This window comes from Candidatus Aminicenantes bacterium (assembly GCA_011049425.1).
Taxonomy (GTDB): Bacteria; Acidobacteriota; Aminicenantia; order UBA2199; family UBA2199; genus UBA876.
This window is the reverse complement of sequence record DSBM01000141.1, coordinates 1-26,680: the sequence shown is the minus strand read 5'-3', so window position 1 is coordinate 26,680 and position 26,680 is coordinate 1. Positions and strand designations below refer to the sequence as shown.

General features: G+C 54.4%; 23 protein-coding genes. 13 read left to right on the top strand and 10 right to left on the bottom strand.

What is annotated here, in order from left to right; translation table 11 throughout:
• Positions 1-52 precede the first annotated feature (52 nt).
• Together ENN40_09660 and ENN40_09655 are read left to right on the top strand one after the other, a co-directional pair.
• Positions 53-649, top strand: coding sequence for a DUF2179 domain-containing protein (locus ENN40_09660; GenBank protein HDP95611.1), 597 nt, complete (start codon positions 53-55; stop codon positions 647-649).
• Positions 650-1,345: an HAD family hydrolase gene (locus ENN40_09655; protein HDP95610.1), complete on the top strand. Its 696-nt coding sequence runs from the start codon at positions 650-652 to the stop codon at positions 1,343-1,345. It begins immediately after the preceding gene.
• Here the strand turns inward: ENN40_09655 and ENN40_09650 are convergent.
• Positions 1,296-2,672, bottom strand: coding sequence for a phenylacetate--CoA ligase family protein (locus ENN40_09650; GenBank protein ID HDP95609.1), 1,377 nt, complete (start codon positions 2,670-2,672; stop codon positions 1,296-1,298). The genes ENN40_09655 and ENN40_09650 overlap by 50 nt on opposite strands.
• Positions 2,673-2,786: 114 nt before the next feature.
• Here ENN40_09650 and ENN40_09645 point away from each other — a divergent pair, with 114 nt between their 5' ends.
• Entirely contained in the window at positions 2,787-3,209 is a 423-nt protein-coding gene (locus ENN40_09645) for a thioredoxin (protein ID HDP95608.1), read from the top strand.
• Between the two features lie 54 nt (positions 3,210-3,263).
• Here ENN40_09645 and ENN40_09640 read toward each other — a convergent pair whose 3' ends face one another.
• The 3 genes from ENN40_09640 to ENN40_09630 all read right to left on the bottom strand — a co-directional run bounded on the left by ENN40_09640 (position 3,264) and on the right by ENN40_09630 (position 6,338).
• Positions 3,264-3,833, bottom strand: a complete 570-nt coding sequence (locus ENN40_09640) for an acyl-CoA thioesterase (protein ID HDP95607.1) — start codon at positions 3,831-3,833, stop codon at positions 3,264-3,266.
• A 433-nt stretch (positions 3,834-4,266) separates the two neighbouring features.
• Positions 4,267-4,638, bottom strand: a complete 372-nt coding sequence (locus ENN40_09635) for a hypothetical protein (GenBank protein HDP95606.1) — start codon at positions 4,636-4,638, stop codon at positions 4,267-4,269.
• A gap of 59 nt (positions 4,639-4,697) precedes the next feature.
• On the bottom strand, positions 4,698-6,338 hold the full coding sequence (locus ENN40_09630; GenBank protein ID HDP95605.1) for a radical SAM protein: 1,641 nt from the start codon (positions 6,336-6,338) through the stop codon (positions 4,698-4,700).
• 60 nt (positions 6,339-6,398) lie between these two features.
• Between ENN40_09630 and ENN40_09625 the strand changes: the two genes are divergently transcribed.
• Entirely contained in the window at positions 6,399-8,210 is a 1,812-nt protein-coding gene (locus ENN40_09625) for a M20/M25/M40 family metallo-hydrolase (protein ID HDP95604.1), read from the top strand.
• On the opposite strand, the gene ENN40_09620 is transcribed toward ENN40_09625, so the two are convergent.
• Positions 8,202-9,392 carry an FprA family A-type flavoprotein gene (locus ENN40_09620; GenBank protein HDP95603.1) on the bottom strand — a complete coding sequence of 397 codons (1,191 nt, stop codon included), beginning with the start codon at positions 9,390-9,392 and terminating at the stop codon, positions 8,202-8,204. The genes ENN40_09625 and ENN40_09620 overlap by 9 nt on opposite strands.
• A gap of 146 nt (positions 9,393-9,538) precedes the next feature.
• Between ENN40_09620 and ENN40_09615 the strand changes: the two genes are divergently transcribed.
• From ENN40_09615 to ENN40_09600, 4 genes are all read left to right on the top strand, one after another.
• A complete protein-coding gene (locus tag ENN40_09615; protein ID HDP95602.1) occupies positions 9,539-11,308 on the top strand; it encodes a hypothetical protein in 1,770 nt (589 codons plus the stop codon).
• Positions 11,309-11,320: 12 nt separating this feature from the next.
• Positions 11,321-12,322, top strand: coding sequence for a hypothetical protein (locus ENN40_09610; GenBank protein HDP95601.1), 1,002 nt, complete (start codon positions 11,321-11,323; stop codon positions 12,320-12,322).
• An 89-nt stretch (positions 12,323-12,411) separates the two neighbouring features.
• Positions 12,412-12,816 (top strand): D-glycero-beta-D-manno-heptose 1-phosphate adenylyltransferase, encoded by a 405-nt coding sequence (locus ENN40_09605; protein ID HDP95600.1) that lies wholly within the window; start codon positions 12,412-12,414, stop codon positions 12,814-12,816.
• 8 nt (positions 12,817-12,824) lie between these two features.
• The gene (locus ENN40_09600; protein HDP95599.1) at positions 12,825-13,883 is read left to right on the top strand and encodes a lipopolysaccharide heptosyltransferase family protein; all 1,059 of its coding nucleotides are present in this window, start codon (positions 12,825-12,827) and stop codon (positions 13,881-13,883) included.
• On the opposite strand, the gene lepB is transcribed toward ENN40_09600, so the two are convergent.
• Positions 13,844-14,395, bottom strand: coding sequence for a signal peptidase I (lepB, locus tag ENN40_09595; protein ID HDP95598.1), 552 nt, complete (start codon positions 14,393-14,395; stop codon positions 13,844-13,846). The genes ENN40_09600 and lepB overlap by 40 nt on opposite strands.
• A 100-nt stretch (positions 14,396-14,495) precedes the next feature.
• Here lepB and ENN40_09590 point away from each other — a divergent pair, with 100 nt between their 5' ends.
• The 5 genes from ENN40_09590 to ENN40_09570 all read left to right on the top strand — a co-directional run bounded on the left by ENN40_09590 (position 14,496) and on the right by ENN40_09570 (position 21,566).
• Positions 14,496-15,620, top strand: coding sequence for a saccharopine dehydrogenase (locus tag ENN40_09590; protein HDP95597.1), 1,125 nt, complete (start codon positions 14,496-14,498; stop codon positions 15,618-15,620).
• A gap of 87 nt (positions 15,621-15,707) precedes the next feature.
• Entirely contained in the window at positions 15,708-16,166 is a 459-nt protein-coding gene (locus ENN40_09585) for a PspC domain-containing protein (GenBank protein HDP95596.1), read from the top strand.
• A gap of 101 nt (positions 16,167-16,267) precedes the next feature.
• Positions 16,268-17,869, top strand: a complete 1,602-nt coding sequence (locus ENN40_09580) for a hypothetical protein (protein ID HDP95595.1) — start codon at positions 16,268-16,270, stop codon at positions 17,867-17,869.
• A 24-nt stretch (positions 17,870-17,893) separates the two neighbouring features.
• Complete coding sequence (locus ENN40_09575) at positions 17,894-19,066, top strand: hypothetical protein (GenBank protein ID HDP95594.1); 1,173 nt, start codon at positions 17,894-17,896, stop codon at positions 19,064-19,066.
• Between the two features lie 46 nt (positions 19,067-19,112).
• The gene (locus ENN40_09570; protein ID HDP95593.1) at positions 19,113-21,566 is read left to right on the top strand and encodes an ATP-dependent protease; all 2,454 of its coding nucleotides are present in this window, start codon (positions 19,113-19,115) and stop codon (positions 21,564-21,566) included.
• 7 nt (positions 21,567-21,573) lie between these two features.
• Here the strand turns inward: ENN40_09570 and ENN40_09565 are convergent, their stop codons facing one another.
• The 4 genes from ENN40_09565 to ENN40_09550 are packed head-to-tail and all read right to left on the bottom strand — an operon-like array spanning position 21,574 to position 26,457.
• On the bottom strand, positions 21,574-22,575 hold the full coding sequence (locus ENN40_09565) for a DUF4340 domain-containing protein (protein ID HDP95592.1): 1,002 nt from the start codon (positions 22,573-22,575) through the stop codon (positions 21,574-21,576).
• On the bottom strand, positions 22,572-24,803 hold the full coding sequence (locus tag ENN40_09560; protein ID HDP95591.1) for an ABC transporter permease: 2,232 nt from the start codon (positions 24,801-24,803) through the stop codon (positions 22,572-22,574). Before ENN40_09560 ends, ENN40_09565 begins: the two co-directional genes overlap by 4 nt.
• Before the next feature lie 8 nt (positions 24,804-24,811).
• Complete coding sequence (locus tag ENN40_09555; protein ID HDP95590.1) at positions 24,812-25,516, bottom strand: ABC transporter; 705 nt, start codon at positions 25,514-25,516, stop codon at positions 24,812-24,814.
• A complete protein-coding gene (locus ENN40_09550; GenBank protein ID HDP95589.1) occupies positions 25,513-26,457 on the bottom strand; it encodes an ATP-binding cassette domain-containing protein in 945 nt (314 codons plus the stop codon). The genes ENN40_09555 and ENN40_09550 overlap by 4 nt, the downstream gene beginning before the upstream one ends.
• Positions 26,458-26,680: the final 223 nt, after the last annotated feature.

The window sequence follows — 26,680 nt, the reverse complement described above, 5'->3', positions numbered from 1 at the left end:
CCATGATAATGTGCTTGGCGATGCGTTCAGCGCTATCGCGGGAGATATCTGCATGCCCCAAGAACTGGTAAATTCGCCGTTATGGACCTGGTTGCTGCTGCCTTTGCTGATTTTTATCGCACGTGTAGTGGATGTAACCCTGGGAACCATGCGCATCGTATTCGTAACCCGCGGCAGCCGATTGTGGGCTCCATTGCTGGGCTTTTTCGAGGTGCTGATCTGGTTGCTGGCCATCCATCAGATCTTCCGCAATCTGGACAACTGGATTTGTTACATCGCCTACGCGGCCGGTTTCGCCGCAGGCAATCTGGTGGGATTGATCCTGGAGAACCGAATCGCTGTCGGTCGCCTGGCCATCCGCATTGTTACGCGCCGGGACTCACGTCGTCTGGTGCGCTGGTTCCGGGAAAACGATTTCGGCATTACCCTCGTGGATGCCCGCGGGACCAAAGGAATGGTTAAAATCATCTACATGATCATCAACCGCAAGGACCTGACCCGGGTGGTGGATATGATCCGTCATTTCAACCCCCGGGCTTTCTACTCGGTTGAAGATGTGCGCACGGCCCGCGAAGGCGTATTCCCAGCTGCCTTCCGCATCGGTCGTGAACGTTGGCGTTCCCGTTTCCTGGACCGCAAGGGGAAATAAATGCCACCTGTTCAAGCCGTGGTGTTTGATCTGGACGGGACCCTGTTGGATTCGCTCGCGGATATTGCCGAAGCCGCCAACCGCTCCTTGAAGCAAGCCGGGTTTCCCCATCACCCACCCGGACAATATGCCATTTTCGTGGGAAACGGCATGCGCACCATGGTAGAGCGGATCATTCCCTCCGACAGCCTTGATAAGGACACAGTTGAAGCCGTGCTGGCCGGGGTACGCCGTCATTACGCGCGCAACTGGCGAAACCATACCCGCCCCTATCCTGGAATTGCGCCGTTGATCTCGGGGTTGCATCGCCGGGGCACTCACCTGGCCGTACTTTCCAACAAACCCCGGGAATTCCTGGAGAAACAGGTACAGTGGTTTTTCCCAGATAATCCCTTTTCAGCCGTGGTCGGGGCGGAAAAGGAAACCCCGCTTAAACCCGATCCAACCGCGCTTTTGAAGTTGATAAAAACCATGGATTGCCTGCCTCAAAATACCTTGATGGTGGGAGATACGGCCGTGGACATACATACCGCGCATGCGGCCGGAGCTGTTGCCGCAGGCGTACTGTGGGGGTTTCGCAGCCAAGAAGAACTTGAGTCAGCCGGGGCGGAAATACTTGTCGGCTTTCCAGCAGAGTTGCTCTCTTTTATTGATCGAGCTGAATGCGGGTGTCCGACACGCCATCGAAATCGCTGAATACGTATTGAAGTTTGCCTTTGCGGTGGGGGATTTGCTCCAGCGCACGCATGTGGACCGCAACCTGGCCACGAACCATGTTCTGCAGGCGATTACGAACAATATGTACGGCCCGCAGGGTTTGTTTTTCGTTATTGACGGGAACATAACGGATCTCCAGGTTACCCGCACGATCCTGGTATACCTGGAAAGCATTCACCGCCTCGGGAAAATCATCAAAAATGACATTGATATCCGTAATCGCCGTACCGTCCGGCAGTTGGATGGTATCCACGCTTTTTCCCTGAACCGGACCCATCAAGGGCAACCCCATGCCGCACTCACATTTCCCGGGAAGCAGGCGGCCACGGTCTCCAATGGCGTACCGGATAATGGGAAACGCGAGGTTCTCCAGGTCCGTTATCAAGAGATTCCCGATCTTTCCGGTCGGCAGAGGCTCAAAACGCGAATCGGTCACCTCAACCAGGCGCGCGTCTGCGAACAAGTGCAAGTTAGGCGCCGAGTATGGACATTGGGCAGCGATCCAATACACTTCGCAAGAGCCGTATTGGTCCAAAACCGGTGCCCGGAAAACCCGCTTAAGCTGCTCGAGGTGGGGTCCGGAAAGGGGAGAACAGGTTACCCAGACCAGCCGTGGCCGCCAGTGATCCCCGCCCCGCTTTTCCAGGTATCTGGCCAAGTGATGAATTGCTCCCGTGTACCCGTGAAGCACGGGGATATCGAGGCGCTTGCATTCTCTTACAAATCGCTCCATGGATCGCGTGTCAATTGCAGAGGCGTTCAGGCGCACCTGGCGGGAAGGCCATACAACAGCGCGGCTGAGAAATCGATGAACCAATGAGGCTTCGACCTCCCGCCAGGCCAAACCCATATTCACGGCCGGCCCGTATCCCCACCAGGAAAGCATCCGCCAACCCAGGGCGGCGTGGGGAACCCTGCGATCCAATAGGGTACGTACGGGAATGCCCGAGGTGCCACCCGTTGTAGAGGGTTTTAAAAACTGCCTGGGCACGTTCCGGGCAAGGATTTCGTGTAAGTGGTCGCGAATATCTTGGCGGGTCAATACCGGCAATTGGTGTAAATCTTCCGGGCCGTTGATGTCATTGGGGTGAATCCCGACTTCGCTAAATCGTCTGCGGTAAAAAGGGCTGTGCTCCCAGGCGTTATTCAAAAGGCGGCGGAGCCGTTTGCGCTGCCAGGCCGGCAGTTCGTCACGGCTCCAGTGTTGCGCTTGCAACAAGCGTTGTTGAAACTCCGCCGCGTCGGGGTTGATCAGGCGATATATCAGGCGAAATTTGAATCGTATCAATTGATCTTTGATTTCCATGATTCCCGACATTCCAGTCAGGGATTTTGCCCTTTAGCGGACGGTATGTCAAGGCATGAGTAAGGAATTGCAATTCGGGTAAAAAAATCGTACTCTTTGAGCCGGAAGTGAAGTGTGGAAAGCGGAATCACGGCCGGGAGTTTTCAATGGTTGGCCCTGCTTGTGGCTGTTGTGGCCGCCTTTATCATCGGCGTTCAAGTGTGGGCATACGCAAGAGCCAGGCGCATGCGCGGCCGGACGGCCCCACTGCTTAAGGATGTTTGCGGCCGGGATTTTTCTGGGGGAAAGCCCGTTCTGATTTACTTTTATGCCCCGGGTTGTCGCGCCTGTCGTTCCATGACGCCCCTGATGCGTGAACTTCAACAGGAGCGTAACGATGTGTTTGTGTTGAACGCCGCCGCGGAAAGGCATGCCGCCCAGGCTTTTGGCGTGATGGCCACACCGGCCACCGTGCGGGTGGATGATGGGCGCATCACCGATGTGATCCTGGGAGCACGTTCACGCAAGGCCCTGCTGCAAATGTTGCGGGATCAATAAGTGGAGCGGGAAAAACTTGAAAGTATCCTTTATCCTATGCCTTTTGCCTGGTTTTTACGATTCCGGCATCAGGAACCGCAACCATGCGTCGGGGATACGGACCACCTTGCCGTTGCGGTCCGTGCTTACGTGACGCGTGCTTCCCGTAGCCAGCAGTTCACTTGAATCGGCGTCCACGACTTTATAACTCACTTCCATTCCCCGGCTGCGAACCGTTTCCATGCATGTGCGTACAGTGACCCGCCTGCCGTAACGCGCGGGTCGATGGTAACGTATGCGCAACTCGGTTACGGCCAGATTAATGCCCTTGGCATCAAATTCGGCGTAATCCCGGCCCCTGGCACGCATCCATTGGGAGCGTCCCTCCTCAAACCAGACGGCATACACGGCATGATGCACCACGCCCATCTGGTCTGTTTCAGCGAAGCGCACGTGAAATGTGGTCTCGAAAAAATCGTTGTCTCGGCTCACTTCAGACCTCCCGGATTTGGAACCTTGCCTGTCGCGCGGAGCGGAAGGCAGCGGCAAAGCAGGGGGAAATAAACGACCCGGTATGCGGGATGATACGCCTGGACATATGCTGTTGAGTGATGCACCGGGGAAAAACTGTTTTCCTGCATCCATTTCGTCCAGAAGGAAATGGTTTCACCGGGCACTGCCATGGCTTCCTTTTGCAAAAAGGCTTTTAAATCGCGCAGCAGAAACCCGAACATGGCGCGGCCATCCTGACGGCCGCCGGCGCTGGCCGCCACCACATCGACGAGTCGTTCAATGTCACCTCCGGCCCGCTGCCAGGTATCCAGGTTCACGCGTACCCATCCGGTTTCCATGTCCGCCGACAGGGGTTCAATCAGGTAGACTGAATCACGGTCTTTGCTCCTGGATGCCAGTTCTCTTTCCATATGCTTGCGGATCTCCTCTAAATCCGTGCCAAGGTGATAATTTCCGAAAGCGGCTTGATAAAGTATTTTTACCAGATCGCGGGTCTCCAGCCGGGGAAAACGAGTTAAGTGCCAGCGGATGACACGTTCAAAATGGTTTGGCTGCGCATTATGCTTCATTCTGGATTGAGGGGCGGTTGATCCACCTGAAAAGTGCCCAGGAAGAGTGTCCGGCCCCGGTGTTCACCGCTCACCGGATCCCGTTGGAAAAAATCGATGTCCGCTGTCACCAAACTCTGGAAGAACACATGGCCGCCTTTGTCAAGCTCTACGTAGATACCGGGACGTCGTTCCGCAGGTGAATCCAGGGAAGCGGCAACGGATATGGGAAACATCCATTCCGCTTCGCCTTTATCTGAAAGTCCGGATTCAGCCAGAAAGTCATCGCTGAGCGGGTCCCGGTCATGAATGCGGGCGGTTATACCCCTGTCGGTAAGAGGTATGCCGGATTGTGTGAGTATGAAACGGGCGATCAGTTTTACGATCATGATGCGACTCCTGAAAAGATTATCCTCGATTCAGCAGCATCGATCAAGAGAAATACAGGTCAGGTATAAAGGCTGTTTTTGCGTCGATCCAATTCGCGTGGATCCCGGCAGACGGGAATGGCGGTTCCCTGATCATCCGTGCCGCTCACGAGAAGGGCCGTTGACAAAAGTCCGGGAGCGGGGGTAAAAATCTGCGCGTCAATTTGGTCTACCCCGAGATTCCGCAACATCGGGGCCATGTCCTTGACGTGTTTTGCCTCTTCCCCGGGATGCCCGACAATCACGTACGCGGCCAATTCCACCCGGCGTTTCAACCTGCGGTTGATGTCACCAAACAAAGAGCAGAACTCCCGGAACAGGCTGAAGCGCGGCTTTCCCATGTACTTGAGCACGTCATCATGGATGTGCTCCGGAGCCACCCGCAGGAATCGGCCGCTATGATGAAGCATAATCTCTTCAAGCAATTCGGGAAATTTCAGCATCAAGTCATGACGGACCCCGGATGCCACAAAAACCTTGCGCACCAATGGATGGCGGCGAACCATGCGCAACAGACCCAGGTAAGGCGGCCTGAAATCACGCACGTGAGCGTCCATGCCGTACATCTCGGCGGTTGCGCCGCCCACATCGCTGATCACGCCGCGCCAACGGGGATGACGAGACATGTGCTCCACTTCCCGTATAATCGATTCAGGCGAACGCGAAATCACGTTTCCACCCTGTTGGCGACAAACGGCGCAGAATGCGCATCGACCCATACAACCGCGGTGGGATGTAATGGAAAAAAGGTTCATTGCAAGCGCCGGAGAGATGGATCGATTTTTATGCTGAGAACGTTTGTACTCCCGATTGTATATGCCATCCAAAATTTTTGGAGTGTAAATTGCCCGCGGTTGGCAAACGATCCAGCGGTCATTGTTGCGTTGCAGGACACCCCTGCCCAGGGCATCAGCGCGGGTTTGCTTTTTGTAGGCACTCAACAACAGAGACGGATCGCTTTCGATTTCCTCTAATGCAGGCAGCAACTCGTAATCGCTGCCATCGGGTCGATTGGAGCGAACTACCGCGGTTCCGGGGATTTTGAATTCCCGCAGGTTCTTTTTGTCAGCGATGGCTTGCGCCGCTGCGCATATCTGGATCTCTCCCATCCCGACCACCGCCAGATCCAGACGGGCGTCAAGCAGAATGGAACGGCGGATGCGTTGTCGCAAAAAGTCGTAATGGGCAAAAAGCCGCTGACTGGTTTCCATGCCGCCGGCAATAATCAGAACGTCTTTCCACGCCTTGCGGATCTGATTGGCCAGGGTGATGACACAACGATCCGGACGCACCCGGGAAGCCGCCGTGCGGGGAGAATCCGGAAAAAACGCGTTTCCGTCCGTTTGATAGAGGTCTTCTCGGCGCCGCTTCAGCGTGGGCGTGTAATTCATGATCACGGAATCAACCGGACCCGAAACAATGGCAAAAAACAGTTCCGGTCGCCCCAGCAGGGTGAATTCGTGGGGATCCTGCCAATGCAGCGCATCCAGAACCCCAACACGGAAACCATCGGCTCTCAACGCGCTTGCCAGCAGACCTTCGGGAAAGGAAGGGTGGTCACTGAACGGGTACGGCAGAACCAGAATGATGTCGAATTGGTTTTTCATGCGCGTGGATATCGATTTCATAGTAGTGAAGTTCAAGGCGCAAGTCAATTTCAACAACCCTTTGGGACGGAACTGCGTATCAAATAGAAATTCAGGTTTGCAATCGAGGCGAGAATGAAAAAATGTCTGTCCCTGCTCTTTGCGCTCATGCTGATGGGGGTGTATCCATTGTCGACGACTTTTGGCGATACACCCGACAGAGATCCCGGAGGTTTTCACCGGGTTGATTCTCCCGTGCCCCCACCTGCCGCCATTCACGATGGCTTCGTTTCCATTACGGGCCGCGACGCCGATTCGTATCTGCGTTTCCTGGCTTCCGACTTATTGGAAGGCAGAGAAGTGGCCTCCAGCGGATATGATATCGCCGCGGAATTCGTCGCCGCCCTGTTTCGCATGTGGGGACTGGAGCCAGCTGGAGACCTGATCCACGACGCACCCCGCGCGAGAAACCTTTTATCCGCCGGTAGTGATGCCCGCAAATCCCCATCACGCAGCTACTTCCAGGATGTCGTTATGCGCGAGGTCCTTTCTACCACGGGATCCATTACCGCGGAATCCAAGCGCTCCGGAGTGAGGCGTGAGCGAACTTTCATTCATGGAATCGACTACACATCAACATCAACAGGCACATGGTCGATTACAGCCCCGGTGGTGTTCGCCGGACACGGCATAGTGGAAAAATCGTTAAAATACGATGATTACCACGGCATACAGGCAAAAGACAGAATCGTGATGATCCTGAACGAAGCCCCCGGAGCCGACCTTGCCGACAGCCCTTTTCATCAAGACGAATATGAAAAGCGCTATTTCCAGCCGCGTCGCCGCATGCACGGCGGCGATCTCAGGACGAAAACCGCGGCCGAAAAAGGAGCTTTGGCCGTATTGCTGGTGGAAAACCGGCCCCAAAAGAACCGCTACCTGGGCGCCAAGATCCTGGATCGCGATAAAGTGGATGATTCCGGGCCGGTGTTTGATCCCGGGCGCCGGCGTTTGCTGCTCCCCCACTCAAACAACCCGGATCCCCGCGCTCCCATTCCAACCTATCAAATCTCCCGGCGCATGGCCGCTGAGATTGTCGCCACGTGCGGAGAAAGCTTGGAAAACCTGCAATCCGTCATAAACACCACATATAAACCCGCGTCACGCCTGCTTTCACGTGTGCGCCTCACCTTGAACACAAAGAGCCGAACCCAACTTGTGCGCAGCCGCAACGTACTGGCTGTCCTGGAAGGAGCGGATGCGGAAGTGAAAAATGAGGTCATCGTGATCGGCGCACATCTCGATCACCTGGGCAAAAAGGGTCCATATATTTTTAACGGGGCGGACGACAACGGCTCCGGCGTTTGCGGAGTCCTGGAAGTGGCACAGGCTTTTGCCGTCAACCCCACCCGGCCCAAAAGAACCGTTCTGTTTGCCCTCTGGACCGGAGAAGAATCCGGCCTGCTGGGCTCAACTTACTACGTAGCGCATCCTACCTATCCCCTGGCCAAAACCGTGGCCAACCTTAACCTGGACATGATCAGCCGGCGTTGGACCCGCGAACAATTGGAAAGCATGCGTCGCTGGCGGGGTATGGATATTCCTCAGAAAGAGTTGGAACAAATCGATGTGGATCGCTTCATGATTCTGTCACGTGCCCGCGGGTCTTTTCCGGTTCGTGAAGCGCTGAAACAGGCCAACGCCCTGGTGGGAATGCATCTTTTGATTCGCCCGTCAACCGGTTTCGGAGGAAGTGATCACGCGCCCTTTGCTTTCAAAGGCATCCCCTGGGTCTTCTTTTTCTCGGCCATGACCCAAGATTACCACATGCCCTCCGACAGCCTGGAAAAAGTCAGTCTTGATCATTTAGAGAACGTTTCCCGCTTGGTATACGCGACCGCCTTTCACCTGGCCGGCTGGGACTCTGAAAACAAAGTCTTAGAGTAACCGCGAGGCCATGGCCTTGCCCAGGCGGCGGCAGTCCTCGAGGTCGTTATCGCCCGGTGCGAATTTGACTTCCACCACGGGTTCCACCGTTTCGTTCTCTGATTTTTCGGCAAATTCGCGGATGGCGGACACCCCGCCGCCGCTCCAGCTATAAGTGCCGAATATCCCGATCAGGCGGTTTTTTAACTTGTCGTTTTCCAACATGGACAAGAGGCTTTCCATAAAGGGAGAGGCCTTCGTATTGTAGGCGCTGCTGGCCAGCATCAAACCGCGGTAACGCCAGATATCCCGCAATACATAAGAAAGATGGGAATGAGAAAGGTTGTGCAGGCGGATCCGCTTGACGCCTTGAACAGCCATTGAGCGGGCCACGGCTTCAGCCATGACCTGGGTATGACCGTACATGGATGCATATGCGATCACTACTCCCGGCTCGGTTTCCTGAAGGCTCCAGCGGTCGTAGCGGCTGATGATGTATTCGGGGTTGGTTCGAAATACCGTCCCGTGGGTGGGGGCAACGATACGGATATCGAGGCCGGAGAGCTTTTTCAATGCCCGTTGCACCATGGGACTGAACTTGGCTACGATGTTGGCGTAATAGCGCAGGGTTTCGTTTTCTCTTTCGTCCGCATCCACCTCGTCATCGAAAATCGCTCCCCGCAACGCGCCGAATCCGCCGAAGGCGTCCATTGAAAAAAGCGTTCCGGTCCGGGTCTCAAAAGTCATCATGGTTTCCGGCCAATGAACCATGGGGGTCAAGTGAAACTCGAGGGTATGATTCCCCAAATGCAAGCGCTCCCCGTCACCGATGATCTTGATCCCGGAATCAATTCCGTAGAACCCCTTGAGAAAATCCACGGTGCGGGGATTGCATACAATTTGCATTTCCGGATAGAGATTGCGAAGCAGGTTGATTGAGCCGGAATGATCGGGTTCCATGTGGTTGACCACCAAGTAATCAATGGATGCTTTCGCGGGAAGGGCGGATTGGATTTTTCCCAGGAACTGGGGCATATATCCCTTTTCTACCGTATCGAGAATCACATTCTTCTCATCCCGGATCAGATAGGCGTTGTAACTGACCCCTTCTGGAAGCGGCCAGATCGATTCAAACAGGTCGGTTTCGAAATCGTTGACGCCAATCCAGTAGACGTCATTGGTCAATGGCACGGCATTTTTCACTGAACAATCCTCCTGATGACATGCTTTCTATGAATTTTATTCTAACCGGTACTTTGCCTAAACTCAAGCGGGAGTTGCAGACCTATCGCGGTGTGCTATAATAGCGGGTTATGGGTATATGATGCGCTGACATAGAGGAGGACCCCATGCACAACAAACGCTTCCCGGGCCGTGGGATCGTAACCATTCTAACAGTATTGATCATGTGTTTCTCTTTGAATGCCGTTGAGAAGGCGGGCGTTTTGGACGATAACCTGCTGAACAAAGCCCACCAAAACGGTTTTGTACCGGTGATCCTGAGCTTACGGGTACCCGGCATAGAATACCTGACCGCGGATTGCATCCGTTATTCAAGACGAAAAATGGACCCGGGCGATTTTCACAGGTCCATGGAAGCGGATTTAAGATTGGAAACGGCCATTCGCAATGTGAGTGAGGAAATCCTTTTTCACCTGGGAAGTTCGGACTGGGAAATCCACCACACTTTTTCCACCCTTCCCGTTCTGGCCCTGCGGGTAAATGCGGAAACCCTGGAGCAATTGGCACAACTGCATCAGGTTGCGGCCATTACGGAAGACCGCCTGATGCGCATCCCCGAATACCAGGCAAACGCTTCTCTTCCGCAGGAGGCATCTTCACCCCAGATGGCGGATGCGGTTGAACTGGTCCGGGCGGACAGCGCCTGGGCTTCGGGCTACACCGGTGCCGGTGAATACGTGGCGATCCTGGATTCCGGTATTCGCCGTTCCCATGAAGCCTTTCAGGGAAAAGCCGTCGTTGAGCAGTGCTACTCCTTGAAAGCCGATTGCCCCAACGGTCAGCGTGAAATGTCCGGTCCGGGAGCGGCTCACATGTACGCTCCGCAATACTATGGTTACGATCACGGCACCCACGTATCCGGGATCGCAACCGGCAACAACGGTGGTTCCTTCCGGGGAATCGCCCCAGATGCCAACCTGATTCACATCCAGGTTTTTTCCCGCTTTTCCGCAGCGGAGTGCAATTCAAGCGAGCCCTGTGTCATGTCCTACAATTCCGACCAACTCAAGGCGCTGGAATTTGTCTTTTCGCGCCGCAACCAGTTGCGGATTGCGGCCGTCAGCATGAGCCTCGGCGGCGGTGAATATGACAACGCCGCTGCATGCGACATAGACAACCCCAACGTGAAACATGCCATCGATAACCTTCGCGCCGCCGGGATTCCCACGGTAATCTCTGCGGGAAACGATTCGTTGTGCAATGGACTCAGTGCGCCGGCCTGCATCTCTTCCGCCATCGCCATCGGTGCCACTACAAAGAATGATCAGGAAGCCAGTTTCAGCAATTTTCATCCCCAAATGCTGGACTTTTTTGCGCCGGGCCAAAGTATCCGCTCCGCAACAGGGGGCAGCAATTCCAGTTATCAATACTGGGGCGGAACCTCGATGGCTGCGCCCATGGTTGCCGGCGGATTCGCCATTTTCCGCCAGTATTCCCGCGAAGTGCCGGTTCACGAGTTGGTAACGGCACTGGAATATTCCGGCCGCAGCGTGGTCACCAAGTGCCAGACTGGAGTAGAGAAGCCCCGCATCAATGTGGGTGAGGCCCTGATGAGCCTGATGAGCATTGCGCCACCGGTAAACATCCAGGGCAGCCAGTCTTTTAACCAGTCAATGCTACACACGGAATACATCAACACCCTGACATGGAACGCCAATCCACTGAACGACGACAAAAATGTGGTTGCATATCGCGTTTACCAGATAATCGACAACGAGATGACACATCTCGCTGAAGTAGACGCCGCCACGTTCTCGTATCGTCACCGGCGAGTGGCCAAAAGGACTGAAGTGAAATACGCATTCACCAGCGTGGACGGCGAAGGCGAAGAGAGTGGCCCCTCCATTTTCGTATTGGAATTCGGTGTGGAACAATAATCGTTTCCACAAATGATCGGCCGAGAAATGCAACAACTGGTGCGGAAGTTCCGCGGCAAACGCATTGCCGTCTGGGGAGACTTGATCCTGGACGAATACATCACCACTTGCGCGGCCAGGGTTTCACGCGAAGCGCCGGTTTTGATCACTGAATTTGAAAGTGATGATTTTCGTCTTGGAGGGGCGGGAAATGTGGCCGCCAACATCCGTGCCCTGGGAGGTGAACCCCACCCCATCGGTTTTGTCGGCCGGGACCAGAGCGGTGATATACTGCGTGATGTGCTTAGCCGTTCCGGGATCCCGGATGACGGCTTGTTGGCTGTAAAGGATTTCATTACTCCGCGCAAGACACGCATTCTTTCCGGAGATCAACATACCCGGCGGCAACAGGTATTGCGCATTGATCGCCTCAACCGCTCGCCCCTGCCGGAACAACACCACGCGAACCTGCTGGATCAACTAGAAAAAGTCCTCAAAGACAGCAGTTTCCTGGTGATATCCGATTACCTGTGCTGCTCAGTCCGCGAAAAGGACTACCACTCCGCCCGCAAACGATTTGACTTTCCGCCGGTTGCGGTTGATTCACGCCGTCACCTGCGCTCTTTTCCGGACGTTCGCATAGCCACCCCCAACCTGACTGAACTGCAACGCATCTTTCCCGCAACGGAATTCAACCGTGAAGCGGATTTTATCGGCGCGGCAATCGACCTGCACCGGGAAATCAACAGTGACGGTTTGTTGTTGAAGCGCGGTGATGAGGGCATGGTACTGCTGGAATCCAGCCGGCCGCCGACCCGGATCGGAATATACGGCCCCTTGGAGATCGTGGACGTCACCGGTGCGGGTGATACCGTGATCGCTTTGCTCTCTCTAGGCCTGGCATCGGGTGCGGATATGCTTGCCTGCGCCAGACTCGCCGCCGTAGCGGCCGGACTGACGGTAATGAAAGCGGGAGCCGCCACGGTTACTCCCGATGAACTGATTCATGCGCTGTCTACCGGTACTTTGCCGTGATCCGGGAAATTTCTGATTGCAAAATCAGTGAGCTTTCCGAGCTTGCACGGCGAATCGATGTGCTTAAAAAGGCAGGCAAAACCATTGCAATGGCCAACGGTGGCTTTGATCTCTTCCACGTGGGACACGCCCGCTACCTAAAGGCGGCTGCGGCTGTAGCCGACATCCTGGTGGTTGCGGTCAATTCTGACAAATCCCTGCGCAGCCTGAAGGGTCCTGAACGCCCCATTTTGCCCCAGCATGAGCGCATGGCCATCCTCTGCTCAGTGGAAGGAGTGGACTTTGTGGTTGCGTTTGACGCGACCACGGTGACCGAAGTGCTGTTGGCTTTGAAACCCCACTTTCACTGCAAGGGATCCGATTATACCGTCGACACAGTCCCGGAAAAGGAGGTGGTCCGCGCTTACGGCGGGCGGGTCGTGATAGTGGGCGGCGATAAGGTTCAATCCACTTCCTGGTTGGTAAAGAGATCAAAAAAACCGCTTCAACAGTGAAACTGTCAGTGAAAACCGATTTAAAAAAAGAAAGTGTGGCCATTCCGGGTCCGGGCGAGAAGATCGCCGTGGTTCGCTTGTCTGCATTGGGAGACGTGATTCACACTTTGCCCGCGGTCGTTCAAATGGCAAGGGCCTTTCCAAGTTGCAGCCTGGATTGGATCTGCTCACCTCCTGTTGACAAGCTGCTTTCCGTGTTCAATGTGGCCGACCACGTCTACTCGCTGGATCTCCGTCACAAACCCATGCGCGACGCACTCAGGGAGGTTCGCGTTTTTCGCCTCAGGAACCGCGACAGGTATTCACTGGTTGTGGACTTTCAGGGCTTAATCAAATCCGCACTGGTGGCACGCATGGCGGGGCGGAATGTGTTGGGATTTCATTCTCAAAACTTACGCGAGCCCCTGGCGTCTTTGGCCTATCGTTTACAGGCCGATCCGTGGCCGGGAAACAGCCATGTGATTTACAAGAATCTCCACCTGTTGAGCGCTCTGGGCGTCAACACGAATACGGTTCAGTACCCGAGCCTGAGTTACGCCACCCCATCGCCACGGTTGCAAGACTTCCTGGACCGTTTGTCCCCGGGTTCCGCAGGTTTCTGTCTACTAAACACGGGAGCGGGATGGCCAACCAAAATCCCGCCTTTGGACCTGTTGGCACAAATCGGACATATCGTCGCTTCGCGTGTTCCCGCCGTGCTGCTGTGGGGGAACGCGGCCGAGTTGGACCGCGCCCGTGATATTTCAAACAAAACCGGGATCCCCCTGGCTCCGGAAACCGATTTTGTGGACCTGGTGCACCTGATCCGTTCCGCCACTTGTATCATCAGCGCGGATACCCTGGCATTGCACCTGGCGGACGTGGTCGACACTCCGAGTGTCGGTCTGTTTGCACCGACATCTCCCCGGCGCAACGGTTCCCTGTTGCCTTTATCCCGCGCCGTGGTCAGCACGGTTGAGTGCCGTTTCTGCCATCGACGTACTTGCAATAAAATGAACTGCATGGCTCAGATCTCTACAGACTCCGTCTATACCGCCATTACTGAGATGCTTGATGCATCTGGTTGACAAGTTGCAGCGTTATTGTCACCCAGGCAGTAATAATGACCCGAAGGTGCATGACAATGGATTGAATCTCTTTTGCGACCGGAGCTGCTTGGATCATTCAAGTAGGTCTCTTTTAATCTCGCTCCGTCTACCAGAACCTGACCTTTCTGAATGCGGATCTCTTCTCCCGGCAGGCCGATGATGCGCTTGACAAAAACCCGATCCGCGTAACCGGGTGGATGAAACGCAACCACCATGCCCCGGCAGAGTGCGCGCGGCGGCATGAAAAACCGTTCAATCGCGTTCCATCCGTCGCGTGAGTAGACCATGTTGACCAGCACATGATCCCCTACAACCAGGTTGTTATTCATGGAGGCAGAGGAAACGACCATGGTTTGGCAGGCGAACGTTCGCACAAAAAAGAAAAGCAACAAGAAATGGACCGCCAGGCAGAGGAATCCCCTCAGGCACTCAGCCAGGGACTCTTGTTTGAAAGGGTTTAAATGCTCATGCACATGCAAATTGTACGCCATCCTCTTGGGTGAGACAAGCGATTGAAGATTGGTTCGAGTTTGGGTACAATGGGAATCCAAGCATCAGCTATTCTTTGCGGAACCATGGGAGGTGACTTGTATGCAACGTATTCTTGTTCTGGGCAGCGGTTTGGTCGGACACGCGGTTGCGGCGGATCTCTGTCGCGAATTCAGCGTTCACGTGGCTGATGCGGATTTGCACACGCTTGAAGCCGTTTCTTCGTCATTTTCCGTTACGCCGGTTCACGCCGACCTGGCGGATTCCCGTCGGCTCAAACAATTGACTCGTGGATTTGACGTAGTGGTAAACGCCTTGCCCGGACATATGGGCTTTGGCGTTCTGAAAGACCTGATCGACAACGGCAACAACGTGGTGGACATCGCTTTCAGCCCCGAAGATCCCTTTCTTTTAGAGGATCGCGCAACCAAAGCCGGAGTCACCGCGGTAGTGGATTGTGGTGTAGCGCCGGGTTTGTGCAACATGATCCTGGGATATGAATCCACGCGCCTGGACGCCATCGAATCTTATTCCTGTTTGGTCGGGGGATTGCCGGTGGAGCGGCAATGGCCCTGGGAATACAAAGCCGGTTTTTCACCGGCTGATGTTATTGAGGAGTACACGCGCCCCTGCCGCATGGTTCAGAACGGCAAGCCGGTCGTGTATCCGCCCCTTTCCGGCCTGGAACGGGTTGAATTCAAAGGCATCGGCACCCTGGAAGCGTTCCATACGGATGGATTGCGTACCTTGTTAAAAACAATGAAAATTCCCAATATGAAGGAAAAAACCCTTCGGTATCCCGGTCATGCGGCCCTGATGGAAATCCTGGGTGGTGCGGGATTCTTCAGCCGTGAAGAGATGGAAATCAAAAATCAGCGGCTGGCTCCCCTGGATGTGACCAGTGCCATTCTTTTCCCGCAATGGAAGATGCGTCCCGATGAAGCGGATTTCACCGTCATGCGCATTGATATCAAGGGAAAATCGGGAAACAACCCGGTTCACCGGGCATTCGAGTTGTTTGACCAGTTCGATTGGAAGACCCGTACCACTTCAATGGCACGTACCACCGGATACACCTGTTCCGCGGTGGTTCGAATTCTTGCGGAGGGTCGGATCCGGCGCCGGGGAGTGGTTGCGCCCGAACATCTGGGCCAGATGGAGGGTGTGTTTAAACGGGTTCGGAAACTTTTGGAAGAGCGTGGAGTCAAGCTTTCCGGAGACCTGTAGATACGGTCCCCCGTTTTAGAGAACCAAGTTCTACCCGCCTGCGTTTAATGGTTAGACGGCCTGATTGGCCCGGCAAGGAGGCATGCAGTGAAACGCTTGTATCGCAGTCGCAAAGACCGTGTGATTTCGGGAATCTGTGGTGGTATCGGAGAGTATTTCAACCTGGATCCCGTACTGGTACGTGTCGGGGCGGTTCTGCTCGTGTTTACCGGCGGTGTCGGACTAATCGCCTACATTGCCGGTATATTCATTATTCCCGAGCAACCCCTGGACAGCGAAGAAGAAACTGTGTCGATGCATAGAGAAGAATCTTCCCCCCGCGAACTTTCCACTGAAAATGAAAGCGACTCGGAAACCGCTTCCCATTCCGGTCCGGTTGTATTCGGCTTGATTCTGGTTATCCTGGGTGCTTTCTTTCTGCTGCGAAACATCCCCCTCTTCAACGATTACTATTGGTGGATCCGAAACCATCTGCGCATGTTTTTCTGGCCCGGCATCTTTATCGGCCTGGGGGTTTTTCTGATCGCCCGCAATTATCGCCGCTGATCATCAGGCTTAACTTTTTCACGCGCCGAATCGCCGTTGCATTCCCCTTGCCCCGCCCTTATAATGAAACTGGTTGTGAATCCTGAATCAGAGGAGTCCGTATGCAATTGTTTCGTATTCTGTTTTTATCACTGTGTTTGGCCGGCCTGGCGGGACCGCTTTTCCCCGGACCGGACGAACCTGAGCAACACCCGGACGGATGCACCAGCATAACCGTTGGACGCTTGGCGTCAACAGATGGCTCGGTCATGACGTCCCACACCTGCGATTCGCACAAGGATCGCACCTGGATCGATGTCGTTCCGGCAAGCCGATACCCGAGCGGATCCATGCGGCCGGTTTTTTCTGATTCCCATCTAACCCGCCATGCGGATGATCTTTCCCGGCAGAGCCGGGTGGGAACGATTCCCCAGGTTAAACAGACATACAGTTACATCAATACCGCTCTGCCCTGCCTGAACGAGAAACAAGTGGCCATCGGTGAGGCCACTTTCGGCGGAAAAGCGGAAATGCGCAGCGATCAGGGCATAATCGATTACTATGAGCTCAACCGCATCATGCTTGAACGGGCCACCTCGGCCCGTCACGCCATTCGCATCGCCGATGAAATCACAAAAGAATACGGCTACAACGATGGCGGTGAGTGCTTTACCATCGCGGACCCGCAGGAGGTATGGCACCTGGAAATCGTCGGACCTGGAAAGGGTGGAAAAGGGGCTGTATGGGCCGCCCAACGTGTCCCGGACGGGCACGTATCCGTGAACGCCAACGCATCCCGGATTCGGCAAATCCACCTGGATCGCCCGGATGAGTACATGGCTTCCGCCAATGTAGTCGAACGTGCCATCGAGATGGGACTTTTTGATCCACAGGCCGGCCAACCCTTTGAATTCTGTTACGCATACGCCCACCGTCGCAGCATGGCCGCCCGGCGCCGGGAATGGCGAGTTCTGAGCCTGCTGGCTCCCGGCCTGAAACTGGACCCGAACAGCGAAAATCACCCCTTTTCCGTCCAACCCGAAGCCAAGGTCTCACCCGGACGAATCATGGAGATCTTCCGCGACACCTATGAGGGCACCCCCTTTGACATGACCAAGTTCATGCTGGTACCGGAAACAAAAAAAGGTGAGCGAACAGGGCGTTTCATAAAAAGCCCTTATGCCAATCCCTTCATGGATTACGACATGATGCCCCTGTTTGCCATCAACGGAGGTTGGAACGAACTCGGCGAACGCTGCATTGCCCGATACTATTGTACCTACGCCACCGTGATCCAGGTCCGCTCGTGGCTCCCCGACCCCATAGGCGGCCTCGCCTGGGTGGGTTACGACAACCCCGCCATGACGGCATACGCCCCGATATACGCCGGTATCGAGTCGTTCCCTGCAGAATGGCGGGTTTGCGGCCGTTCCGGCTTTAACCGGCAGTGCGCCTGGTGGGCGTTTAACCGGGTTGCCGACCTGGCCGCACAGAAATGGGGCCATATGCGTGAGGATGTAGCCGCGGTCCGGAATCCCCTGGAAAAAGAGGTTTTTGCCTCCCAGGCGGATTTTGAAGAACGCATGATGGTTTTGCACAAAAAGACCCCGCGCAGATTGAAAAAAGCCTTGACCCGCTACAGCCAATCCTGGATGAAACGCTTAACCGATGCGTACTGGAAACTCGGAGACGATATCTGGACGAAGTACACCGGGAAATTCTAGTACCCGGCACTAAGGAGGACAGCTATGAACCAACTCGACATTCAAGAGTTGATCGGCTTACTGGCGTCGGTTTTTTCTCCCGGGAAATCCGACCGTGTACTGGGAATTCTGGTCGATTTGCCCAGGCAATCCCAATCCGACTCTCCCCGTTGGCAGGAACGCCGGCAGATCGCTGCTTCATGGAGAGATACCATCCGCCTCCACGCCGCTGTACTCGGTTTGGAAAGCGTGCACCTTTTCGCCTATCCCGATGTGGGTTCCAATAACGCCGACTTACCCGAGTCAGCTTACGATGTGGATGGAGCGCTTCCGGAAACCGCGCATGAACTTCAATCCAGTGGCAAACGCACATCTTTCGACAAGGTGTTTTCTCAATGCCAATTGCTTCTGGCGCCCACGGAGTACTCAACCACGGCGCCGCTGAAGAACGCCGCACGCAAATACCATTTCCGTGCCGCTACCATGCCCGGATTCATCTCCGCCATGATCCCCGCATTGCGTATCGACTACAATGAAGTCAACCGCCGTTGCCGCATACTCAAGGAACTACTTGACCCCGCCGTTGAGGCAAACGTGCGTTTCCGGGTGGACGATCACAAGGAATACCGCATGCACTTCGATCTGCGCCACCGCCTGGCCCATTTGAGCAGCGGCCGCTTCCCGGAACCCGGCATTGCCGGCAACCTCCCCAGCGGCGAAACCTATATCGTGCCCTACGAAGGCGAACTTTTCAGGAAATCCGGGAATGCCGAAGATGTCAGCCGCACCAGCGGCGAACTGCCGGTCGAGATCAACGGCGAAATCGCCGTGTTCACCATCCGCGAAAACCGCGCCGTGGATGTTTCCGGAGAAACAGAATCGGTTGATGCGGAACGCAATCACTTAAAGAGGGAACCCGCTTACGGCAACATGGCTGAACTCGGGTTCGGAGTTCTCGGAGATTTCGGACTCACCCCCATTAACGAGATCCTGCTGGATGAAAAACTCGGCTTTCACGTTGCATTCGGGCGCAGCGATCACTTTGGTGGAGATGTCGGACCGGACAGCTTCTCTTCTCCCGCGGAGGTAATCCATCTGGATCGCATCTACATTCCCGAAACCCAACCTCGGCTCCGCCTGTTGGAAGTGACCCTGACCGCGGGTAGCGGCCCGCCCACGCCGGTGATTCTGAACGGCGAGTACCAAATTTTCTCTTAACCCTTTCCCGGCGCAGCCGGGCAGATGGCATGATCAGGAGTAAACGTTGACCAAAGCGAAAAAAAACGATAAGCAACATGTTGAGCTGAAACCCGAGGAACTTCGCTGGCAATGCGATCCCGGAACCTTGAAATTCAAAACCACCAGCGACTTGAAATCCTGCCAAGAGATCATCGGTCAGGACCGGGCTTTGAGTGCCCTGCGCATGGCCTTTGACATCGAGAGCCAAGGATACAACGTATTCGTAACCGGTAAAGTGGGCACCGGGCGTAAGACTTCGGTGCGTCGCCTGATCCGTGAAAGCGAGCGCTTAAAGCGCATCCCGGATGACAAATTGTATGTAAATGACTTTCGCAATCACGACACACCACGCCTTTTGCGCCTGCCGGCGAGTCAGGGCCGCGCGTTCAAAGGGGAAATGGATGAGTTGATTGAAATCCTGGTGAAACAAATCCCCGAGTTGTTTGAGAGCGAAGGTTACACTGAAAGCCGCAAGGCCTTGCTCAACGAAGTCACAAAGCAGCAGAAAAAGTTGTTGGCGGATTTGGAAAAAACAGTAAGTGAAAAAGGCTTTGCCCTGGTCCAGATCCAGGTCGGCGGCATGACCCGCCCGGTTGTGGTTCCCATGGTGGACGGCAAACCGGCCAATACCGACAAACTGCGTGCCCTGGTAAACGAGGGCAAAATGACGGAAAAAAAGTTCCAGGCGATAGAGAAAACCCAGGAGAAGCTCTCCAACGAACTGGAAGATGTGTTCAAGAAACTGGCCGTTTTAGAGAAAGAAACCGCCCGGCGTCTGAAAGAGATGGATCATGAATTCGCCAAGCCGGTCGTGCATGGCAATATCAGCGAGATCCGGGAACGCCACCCCCAGGAAAAAGTCGCGCAGTACCTGGACGAAGTAACCGAAAGCATCATGGATCAGCTCAACCTTTTTCGCAAGGCGCAGGCCGCTGAAAAAGAACAGGGTGTCCCCCTGCCGCGGCCCGGTTCCCCGGATGATCCTTTCCTGGTATACCGCGTCAATCTGCTCGTGGATAACTCTAAAACCCCCCAAGCCCCGGTGATTTACGAGACCTCCCCCACTTACAGCAATCTGTTCGGTAGCGTGGAATTCAGTGCAGACGGCTCAGGCGGTTCCCGCACCGATTTCACTCGCATCAAGGCCGGGTCGCTGTTAAAAGCCGACGGCGGTTTCCTGATCGTAGAAGCGCTCGACCTGCTGACAGAGCCCGGAGTCTGGCCGGCATTCAAGCGCATCCTGCGAAACCGGCGCCTGGAGATTCAGAACTATTCGCCCATCTACCTGTTAACCGTGTCGGGATTGAAACCCGAACCCATCCGCATCGACGTCAAAGTGGCCTTGGTGGGAGACACCCACCTGTACCAATTGCTGTTTGAACGCGATCCCGAATTCAAGAAGATCTTTAAACTGCGGGCGGATTTCGACTCCGTCATGGATTTAAATCAGAAAAGCATGCTGGATTATGCCGGTTTTGTCAATCGGATCGCAAATAATGAAGACTTGCTTGCAATGAAAAACAGTGGTGTCGCCCGCGTACTGGAACACGGTGTTAAACTGTCTGGAAACCGCAAAAAGCTCTCAACCCGGTTTAATGACATTGCAGACATCATCCGTGAAGCGGATTACTGGGCACGGAAAACAGGCCGCAAACATATCTTTGGAGCGGATGTGGACAAGGCCATTCTGGAAAAACGCGACCGTTCGCGATTGATCGAAACCAAGATTCAAGAGATGATCGAGGACGGCTCCCTCATGATCGACACCACAGGCTCCGTGGTGGGCCAGGTGAACGGCCTGTCCGTCTTTAACCTGGGAGATGCGATGTTCGGCAAACCTTCCCGCATCACCGCTCAAGTCGCGGTCGGCAGCGAGGGCATCGTCAACATCGAACGGGAGGCGGAGTTGAGCGGCAGCCTGCACGATAAGGGCGTGCTGATCATCAGTGGATTCATGCGCGCACGCTTCGCGCATGACAAACCGTTGGCCGTCACCGCCAGTTTGTGCTTTGAACAATCCTATGGCGGAGTCGATGGTGATTCCGCTTCGTCTGCAGAGATCTACGCCCTGATGTCCGCTTTATCCGGAGTCCCCATATCCCAAGCGATCGCCGTGACGGGCTCTGTCAACCAGAGGGGAGAAATTCAACCCATCGGCGGCGTCAATGAAAAGATCGAGGGTTTCTTTGATGTTTGCCGTGCCCGCAAACTGACAGGCCGACAGGGTGTCATGATTCCCCACCAGAACACAGATGACCTGATGTTGCGTCAGGACTTGGTGGAGGCGGTTCGCAAAGGAAAATTCCATATCTGGCCGGTCCGGAACGTGGACGAAGGCATGCAAATCCTTATGGGGATTCCCGCCGGCTCACGCGACAAGCAAGGCGCTTACCCCGAGGGCACGATCAACCACCGGGTCAACCAACGGTTACGGGAGTTCGCTGAAAGCGGCAGACACTATTCCTCAGGCGATCAATGAACCCAAACTAATCTTTCCGGGACGAATCGCCGCCCGCTTGAGGTTTGAACAAGGCTTCGGCTTTACCTGTCAAGTCTTCAACCGTGTAAGCGGGCATCACGAACCACTGCGCAACCATGGAAGATGTGCCGGTATAACGGGTGGTTTCCCCGTTTTGCGCTTGTCGCAATTGGAGTTGATACTCCTTGCTGCCTTTCAAAGATACCCTTAAGGCAATGGTTGTACCTGTTGCATCCGGCTCAGCCTGGAGGAATTCCTGGCAAGAGAGTTCAGACAGGGACTGCAGCAGGGGATCCATGATTTTGGATTCAACGCTGTGTCCATCCGTACTTTTCCACTCTACGGTGGATGTCATTTCGCTGCCGGCAACATTTTTCTCATCATCTTTTACCCTTGGGGCAGCCGCTTGGCGCACAAAGGTGCCGGACCAATTGCCTGCCGTGACGTCGATCTCAGAAATCTCATCTTTCGAAAACGCCAACACGGTCTTATCACGCCAATCCTGCGCGCTGTACTCAAAGCGGGTGCGCAGGGAACCCGATGCATGGTAGATGCGGTGATCATCAGGGAACCTCAGAAATGTGTGACGATAGGTGGAGGCGACTTTACCCAGTATAAAAGATTGGACCACTTCTTTTCCCGCGTAGGCTTTGACTTGAACGGCGGAGTCCGGATCCATGCCGTAACGTTGAAAATCTTTGGAACTGGAAACCAGCGTGGTCAAGCTGAGGTCAACCAACGCATCCAGGGCACTGTTCAAGCGTGATGGATCCACGGCATGGTTGGAAGGCTGCAATTGCCATTCTCCCGCCTTTTTCTCTAAAACGACTTGACCTTTTTTGGATTGGATTTCAATCCGATCCATGGCCTCGCGTTCCACCATTGGGATCTGAGGCAACTCATACCTAACGCGGTCGGGGTTTCGCAACAACAGGAACAGAGTCAGCCCTATGATGACCAGGGCCAAAACCACGAATTCACTCCTGATCCGGCCGAAGTTTAATTTCATACTTCACCTCCTTTCGCGCCAGCGGGTGAAAACCGGCTGCGGAGTCGGCGTTTCCGCTGATTGCGTTTCCACCATACGGCCAACCCGGCCAGAACCACCAGCAACGGTAACCCGGCGATGTTGAATGTCTTGGCGAACGTCTTGGCGCCCTCAGTGGTGCGGCTGGATTTCAACAACGCCACAGTCTGCTGCTTACTGCGCATCATGGCGATGCCGTCACGCTGATTCAAGTGATCCAGGAGGTTGAGAACAAAGATGGCGTTCTGGCCCTGGCCGCGGGCATCGATAACGTTGTCGCGCAGGATATCCGATGTTCCAACGATAAAGATCTTGGCGCTTTTGCCGCGCCGCAGGATGCTTCCCTTATCCTTAACCTTGGACATATCGATCGCATCCGCCTTTTTGGCTGCGCCGTCTAGAGGTTGAACGCCCTCGGCATTGTCTCTATCGGCTGAAGCTTGCGTTTGCTCCGGAATCGCTTTGTCGGCGAAAAAGCTGCTGAATTCTCCTTCCAGCATCAGCGCCAGGGGATATTGCTGATACTTGGCCGGATCCTGGGGTTTGCGGATCATGAAGGGATTCAGGTTGATTTGATTGCTCATCTCCCAGGAACGCGGCGATGAAGAGAAAAGGGTCGTGGCATGGATGCTGTTTTTCTCAAGTCTGGCAGCGTCCACTTCCAACGGCGCGGTCCTCAACAACACCAGGCGATTGAGGTTCTGCATGAAGGGCAGGGAGTTGTCGATATACTCCTGCTGAATTTCCGGGGCGAAATAAAAAACCTGTTCCCCACCACCAAATTGTTCATCTACCTGCTGGCGCAGGCACTTTTCGTCCATCACATAAGCCTTGCGAACCGTAACGCCGTAATGGAACAAGAGTTTTTCCAGGCCGGTGTCCAAAGGCAGGTAAACCGGTCCCTGGTTGCGGTTCATGTAGTTCATGTTCTGCTGCGGCATGACTTCCTTAAACGGATCCAGGAATACCGCCAGGTTTTTGCCCTGCATGAGGAATTGATCGATGACAAACAACTCGTATTGCGAAAATTCCTCTTTGGGACCGGCGATGATCAGGGTGTCGAAAGCACCTCCGATTCCGTCTTTTGTCAGGTTTACGGGCTTCAACGTATAGATGTCTTTGACAAGGTTGTTGAAATTGGTGATGGTGTCAGGATTCTCCATGCGTTGCATGGAGGCCATGGGATTAAACAAACTCAATGTTTCGTGGTCTTCCAGGTATCCGATGTCGGCGTTGATGTCCAACAATGACTCGGTTCCCTCCTCGATGAGTTTTTCAATCTGTTCCGGCTCCACCAGGCGGTATTGCGTGCCGATCAGGGGAATGTTTACGGCTTGAATGAGTTGAAATTCCCGGATACTGCCCTGATGCTCAACAATCAATCCGGCCACTCCCTCACCCGCCGCGATCATTTTTCCGGAAGCATCCTGCAGGTCGGGCCACGAAAGCTCCATCAAGCGGTACTTTTTCAGGGATTCCTTTACCTGAGGATCGCGGGTGGGATCTACATACGCATACTCCAGTTTGCCGTAGTGGCGCTCACTGATTTCTTTGGTCAACCGCTCCAGGGTTTGCGGCAAACCCATGAGTTGGTTGAGTTTCATGTAAGGCGCCACGGATTGCAGAGAAGAAGAGAGGACCAGCTTGACCTGAATGGGGTCTTCAAGACCCAGCAGGGCGCCGATCTTGTTGTGCATCTTCTGAACTGCGGTTGTAATACGGTACTCGATCCCCCTGGTGGAGGTTATCTGGGGGATTTGTTCAACCATATCTCCGTGAATCAGAACCAAGCCCATATACGCTTTCAACAGTTTGATTTCATCGTTTTTGAGGTATTGAAGCTGCAAAGGATAGATGCCGTAGCTTTCCGGGGAAGTTGCGCCCCGGTCCGGCGTGTCCGCGGAACGGATATCATGAAAGCGATAGTTAAAAAAGCGGTTACCGTAAACCGCGTATTCCTTGAGTAAATCTTCCAGATAGCGCCGCGTGTTGTTGTGAGGCGCGGGCAGGTTGTCTGAAAAGAAAACGTGAATGGTCAGCGGTTCAGACAAGGTGGACACCACTTCACGGCTGATCGATGAGATGGAGTACAAGCCGGAATCGGTGAGATCCGCGCGAAAAAAAACATTCATGCCCACGGCGTTGATCAACACGACCACGATCAAGTAGAGGACAAACTTGGTGTATTTGCTGTCTGCGATATTTTTCATACTGGACCTCACTTGCGCTCCTGGACCACCAGGTGGGTGCCATACAGCGCGATGAACGTCATGCTGATAAAGTACAGCAGGTCACGGGAATCCAATACTCCCCTGGCGATGTTACGGAAGTGGAAATCCGCTCCCAGGTAGGACATGATGCTGAGTATGCCTTTGGGCAGGAAAAAGAGCATCTTGTCGATCAGGGTGAGAAAAAAACAGATGGCCATGGCGATAATGAAGGCGATAATCTGATTGCGGGTCAGGGAGGATGCGAACAACCCCACCGCCGCAAACAATCCGCCCAGCAGCACGGCACCGAGATATCCGCCCAGAACGGGGCCCGGGTCGAGATCTCCCATGCCGGATATGGTCAACGCGTATACCACCGTAGGAAGCAACATGACCACGATGAATCCGAGTGCGGCCAGGAATTTTCCCAGGACGACTTCAACCGGGGTTACTGGAAGGGTCATCAGCATCTCGTATGAGCCGCGATTGAATTCCTCGGAAAAGAGTTTCATGGTAACGGCGGGAACAACAAAAGAGAGGATAATGGGCAAAAGCGAGAAAAATCCCCTCATGCTGGCCTGGTTGTACAAAAAGAAGGTCGAGAAAAAGAACCATCCGGTCACCACCAGGAAGATGGCGATTACAATGTAGGCAATGGGAGAAACAAAGTAGCTGGCCAATTCCTTGCGTACGATATTCAAAATCTGCTTCATTGCACGTTCTCCTTGGTCAGTTCACGGAAAATATGTTCCAGTGACTTGGATTGGCGTTGCAATTCGAGAAGGTCCCAATCCTCTGCTTTGATGGCATGGTATACCGGCACACGGATATCCTTTCCCGGTTCAACGGCCAGGCTGAGATGAATAACCGAATCTCCGGGATGGGACTCCGTATCGATGCCCATTACGCCGGGCACCTTCTTTAACACGGATCTGGCTTTCCCCGCTTCCGCTTTGGCCAGGGTCACCACAATCCGGGTATCGCGACCGGCGCTTTCTTTGAGTGCGGTAATATCGCCGTCCGCCACGATGCGTCCCTGGTGAATAATGACGGCCCGGTCGCAAGTCGCCTCGGCTTCACTGAGGATGTGCGTGGACAGAATTACGGTTTTTTCGCGCCCGATTTCGCGGATGATCTCCCGGATTTCAACAATCTGGTTCGGATCCAATCCCGAAGTGGGTTCGTCCAGCACCAGGATTTCCGGATCGCCCATCATGGCCTGGGCCAATCCCACCCGCTGCTTGTAGCCTTTGGATAATTCACCTATGGGTTGATGCATGACTTCACGGATGCCGCAAATATGTGACAGAAAGTCAATACGACTCTGTTTGGCTTCCCGGTCCAGCCTCCTGGAATCAGCCACATATTCCAGGTAATCAAACACCAGCATCTCGGGATAGAGGGGGGCATTCTCCGGCAAATACCCCATGATCTGCTTTATGGAACGCGGGTTTTCCGTAACGTTCATGCCTTTGACGGTGATGTTTCCGGATGTCGGATTCAGGTAGCAGGTCAAAATGCGCATGCACGTGGTTTTGCCCGCTCCGTTGGGCCCCAGCATGCCCAGCACCTCGCCTTTATGAATCTGGAAGTTGATGCGGTCCAGGGCGCAAAGGTTACCGTAGTACTTGGTCAGGTCCATCACCTCGATCATCGCACTCTCCTCACTTGGATATGACTCGTTCCAGCCAGTCCGGGTTTTTGACGATTGTAATGCAGATTGAAATTGTATCAATCCAGACACCAATGTCAAGCTTGCGTTTGAGACGAAAACGCACATTTTGGGAAGTTTGAAAAGTAAAACCCTTTATTGATGCGGTTTTTGGAACATTGGATATTGTTTTTTGCTCAAAACCTGTAGGCACACGACTGGCTTG

Bases quoted from the DNA above. Each gene is read 5' to 3' on its own strand.
- ENN40_09555 (HDP95590.1), bottom strand. From the start codon at position 25,516: ATGAAGCAGATTTTGAATATCGTACGCAAGGAATTGGCCAGCTACTTT.
- ENN40_09560 (HDP95591.1), bottom strand. From the start codon at position 24,803: ATGAAAAATATCGCAGACAGCAAATACACCAAGTTTGTCCTCTACTTG.
- ENN40_09650 (HDP95609.1), bottom strand. From the start codon at position 2,672: ATGGAAATCAAAGATCAATTGATACGATTCAAATTTCGCCTGATATAT.
- ENN40_09565 (HDP95592.1), bottom strand. From the start codon at position 22,575: ATGAAATTAAACTTCGGCCGGATCAGGAGTGAATTCGTGGTTTTGGCC.
- ENN40_09635 (HDP95606.1), bottom strand. From the start codon at position 4,638: ATGATCGTAAAACTGATCGCCCGTTTCATACTCACACAATCCGGCATA.
- ENN40_09625 (HDP95604.1), top strand. From the start codon at position 6,399: ATGAAAAAATGTCTGTCCCTGCTCTTTGCGCTCATGCTGATGGGGGTG.
- ENN40_09575 (HDP95594.1), top strand. From the start codon at position 17,894: ATGAACCAACTCGACATTCAAGAGTTGATCGGCTTACTGGCGTCGGTT.
- ENN40_09590 (HDP95597.1), top strand. From the start codon at position 14,496: ATGCAACGTATTCTTGTTCTGGGCAGCGGTTTGGTCGGACACGCGGTT.
- ENN40_09550 (HDP95589.1), bottom strand. From the start codon at position 26,457: ATGATCGAGGTGATGGACCTGACCAAGTACTACGGTAACCTTTGCGCC.
- ENN40_09640 (HDP95607.1), bottom strand. From the start codon at position 3,833: ATGGATGCAGGAAAACAGTTTTTCCCCGGTGCATCACTCAACAGCATA.
- ENN40_09615 (HDP95602.1), top strand. From the start codon at position 9,539: ATGCACAACAAACGCTTCCCGGGCCGTGGGATCGTAACCATTCTAACA.
- lepB (HDP95598.1), bottom strand. From the start codon at position 14,395: ATGGCGTACAATTTGCATGTGCATGAGCATTTAAACCCTTTCAAACAA.
- ENN40_09580 (HDP95595.1), top strand. From the start codon at position 16,268: ATGCAATTGTTTCGTATTCTGTTTTTATCACTGTGTTTGGCCGGCCTG.
- ENN40_09660 (HDP95611.1), top strand. From the start codon at position 53: ATGCCCCAAGAACTGGTAAATTCGCCGTTATGGACCTGGTTGCTGCTG.
- ENN40_09655 (HDP95610.1), top strand. From the start codon at position 650: ATGCCACCTGTTCAAGCCGTGGTGTTTGATCTGGACGGGACCCTGTTG.
- ENN40_09610 (HDP95601.1), top strand. From the start codon at position 11,321: ATGATCGGCCGAGAAATGCAACAACTGGTGCGGAAGTTCCGCGGCAAA.
- ENN40_09605 (HDP95600.1), top strand. From the start codon at position 12,412: ATGGCCAACGGTGGCTTTGATCTCTTCCACGTGGGACACGCCCGCTAC.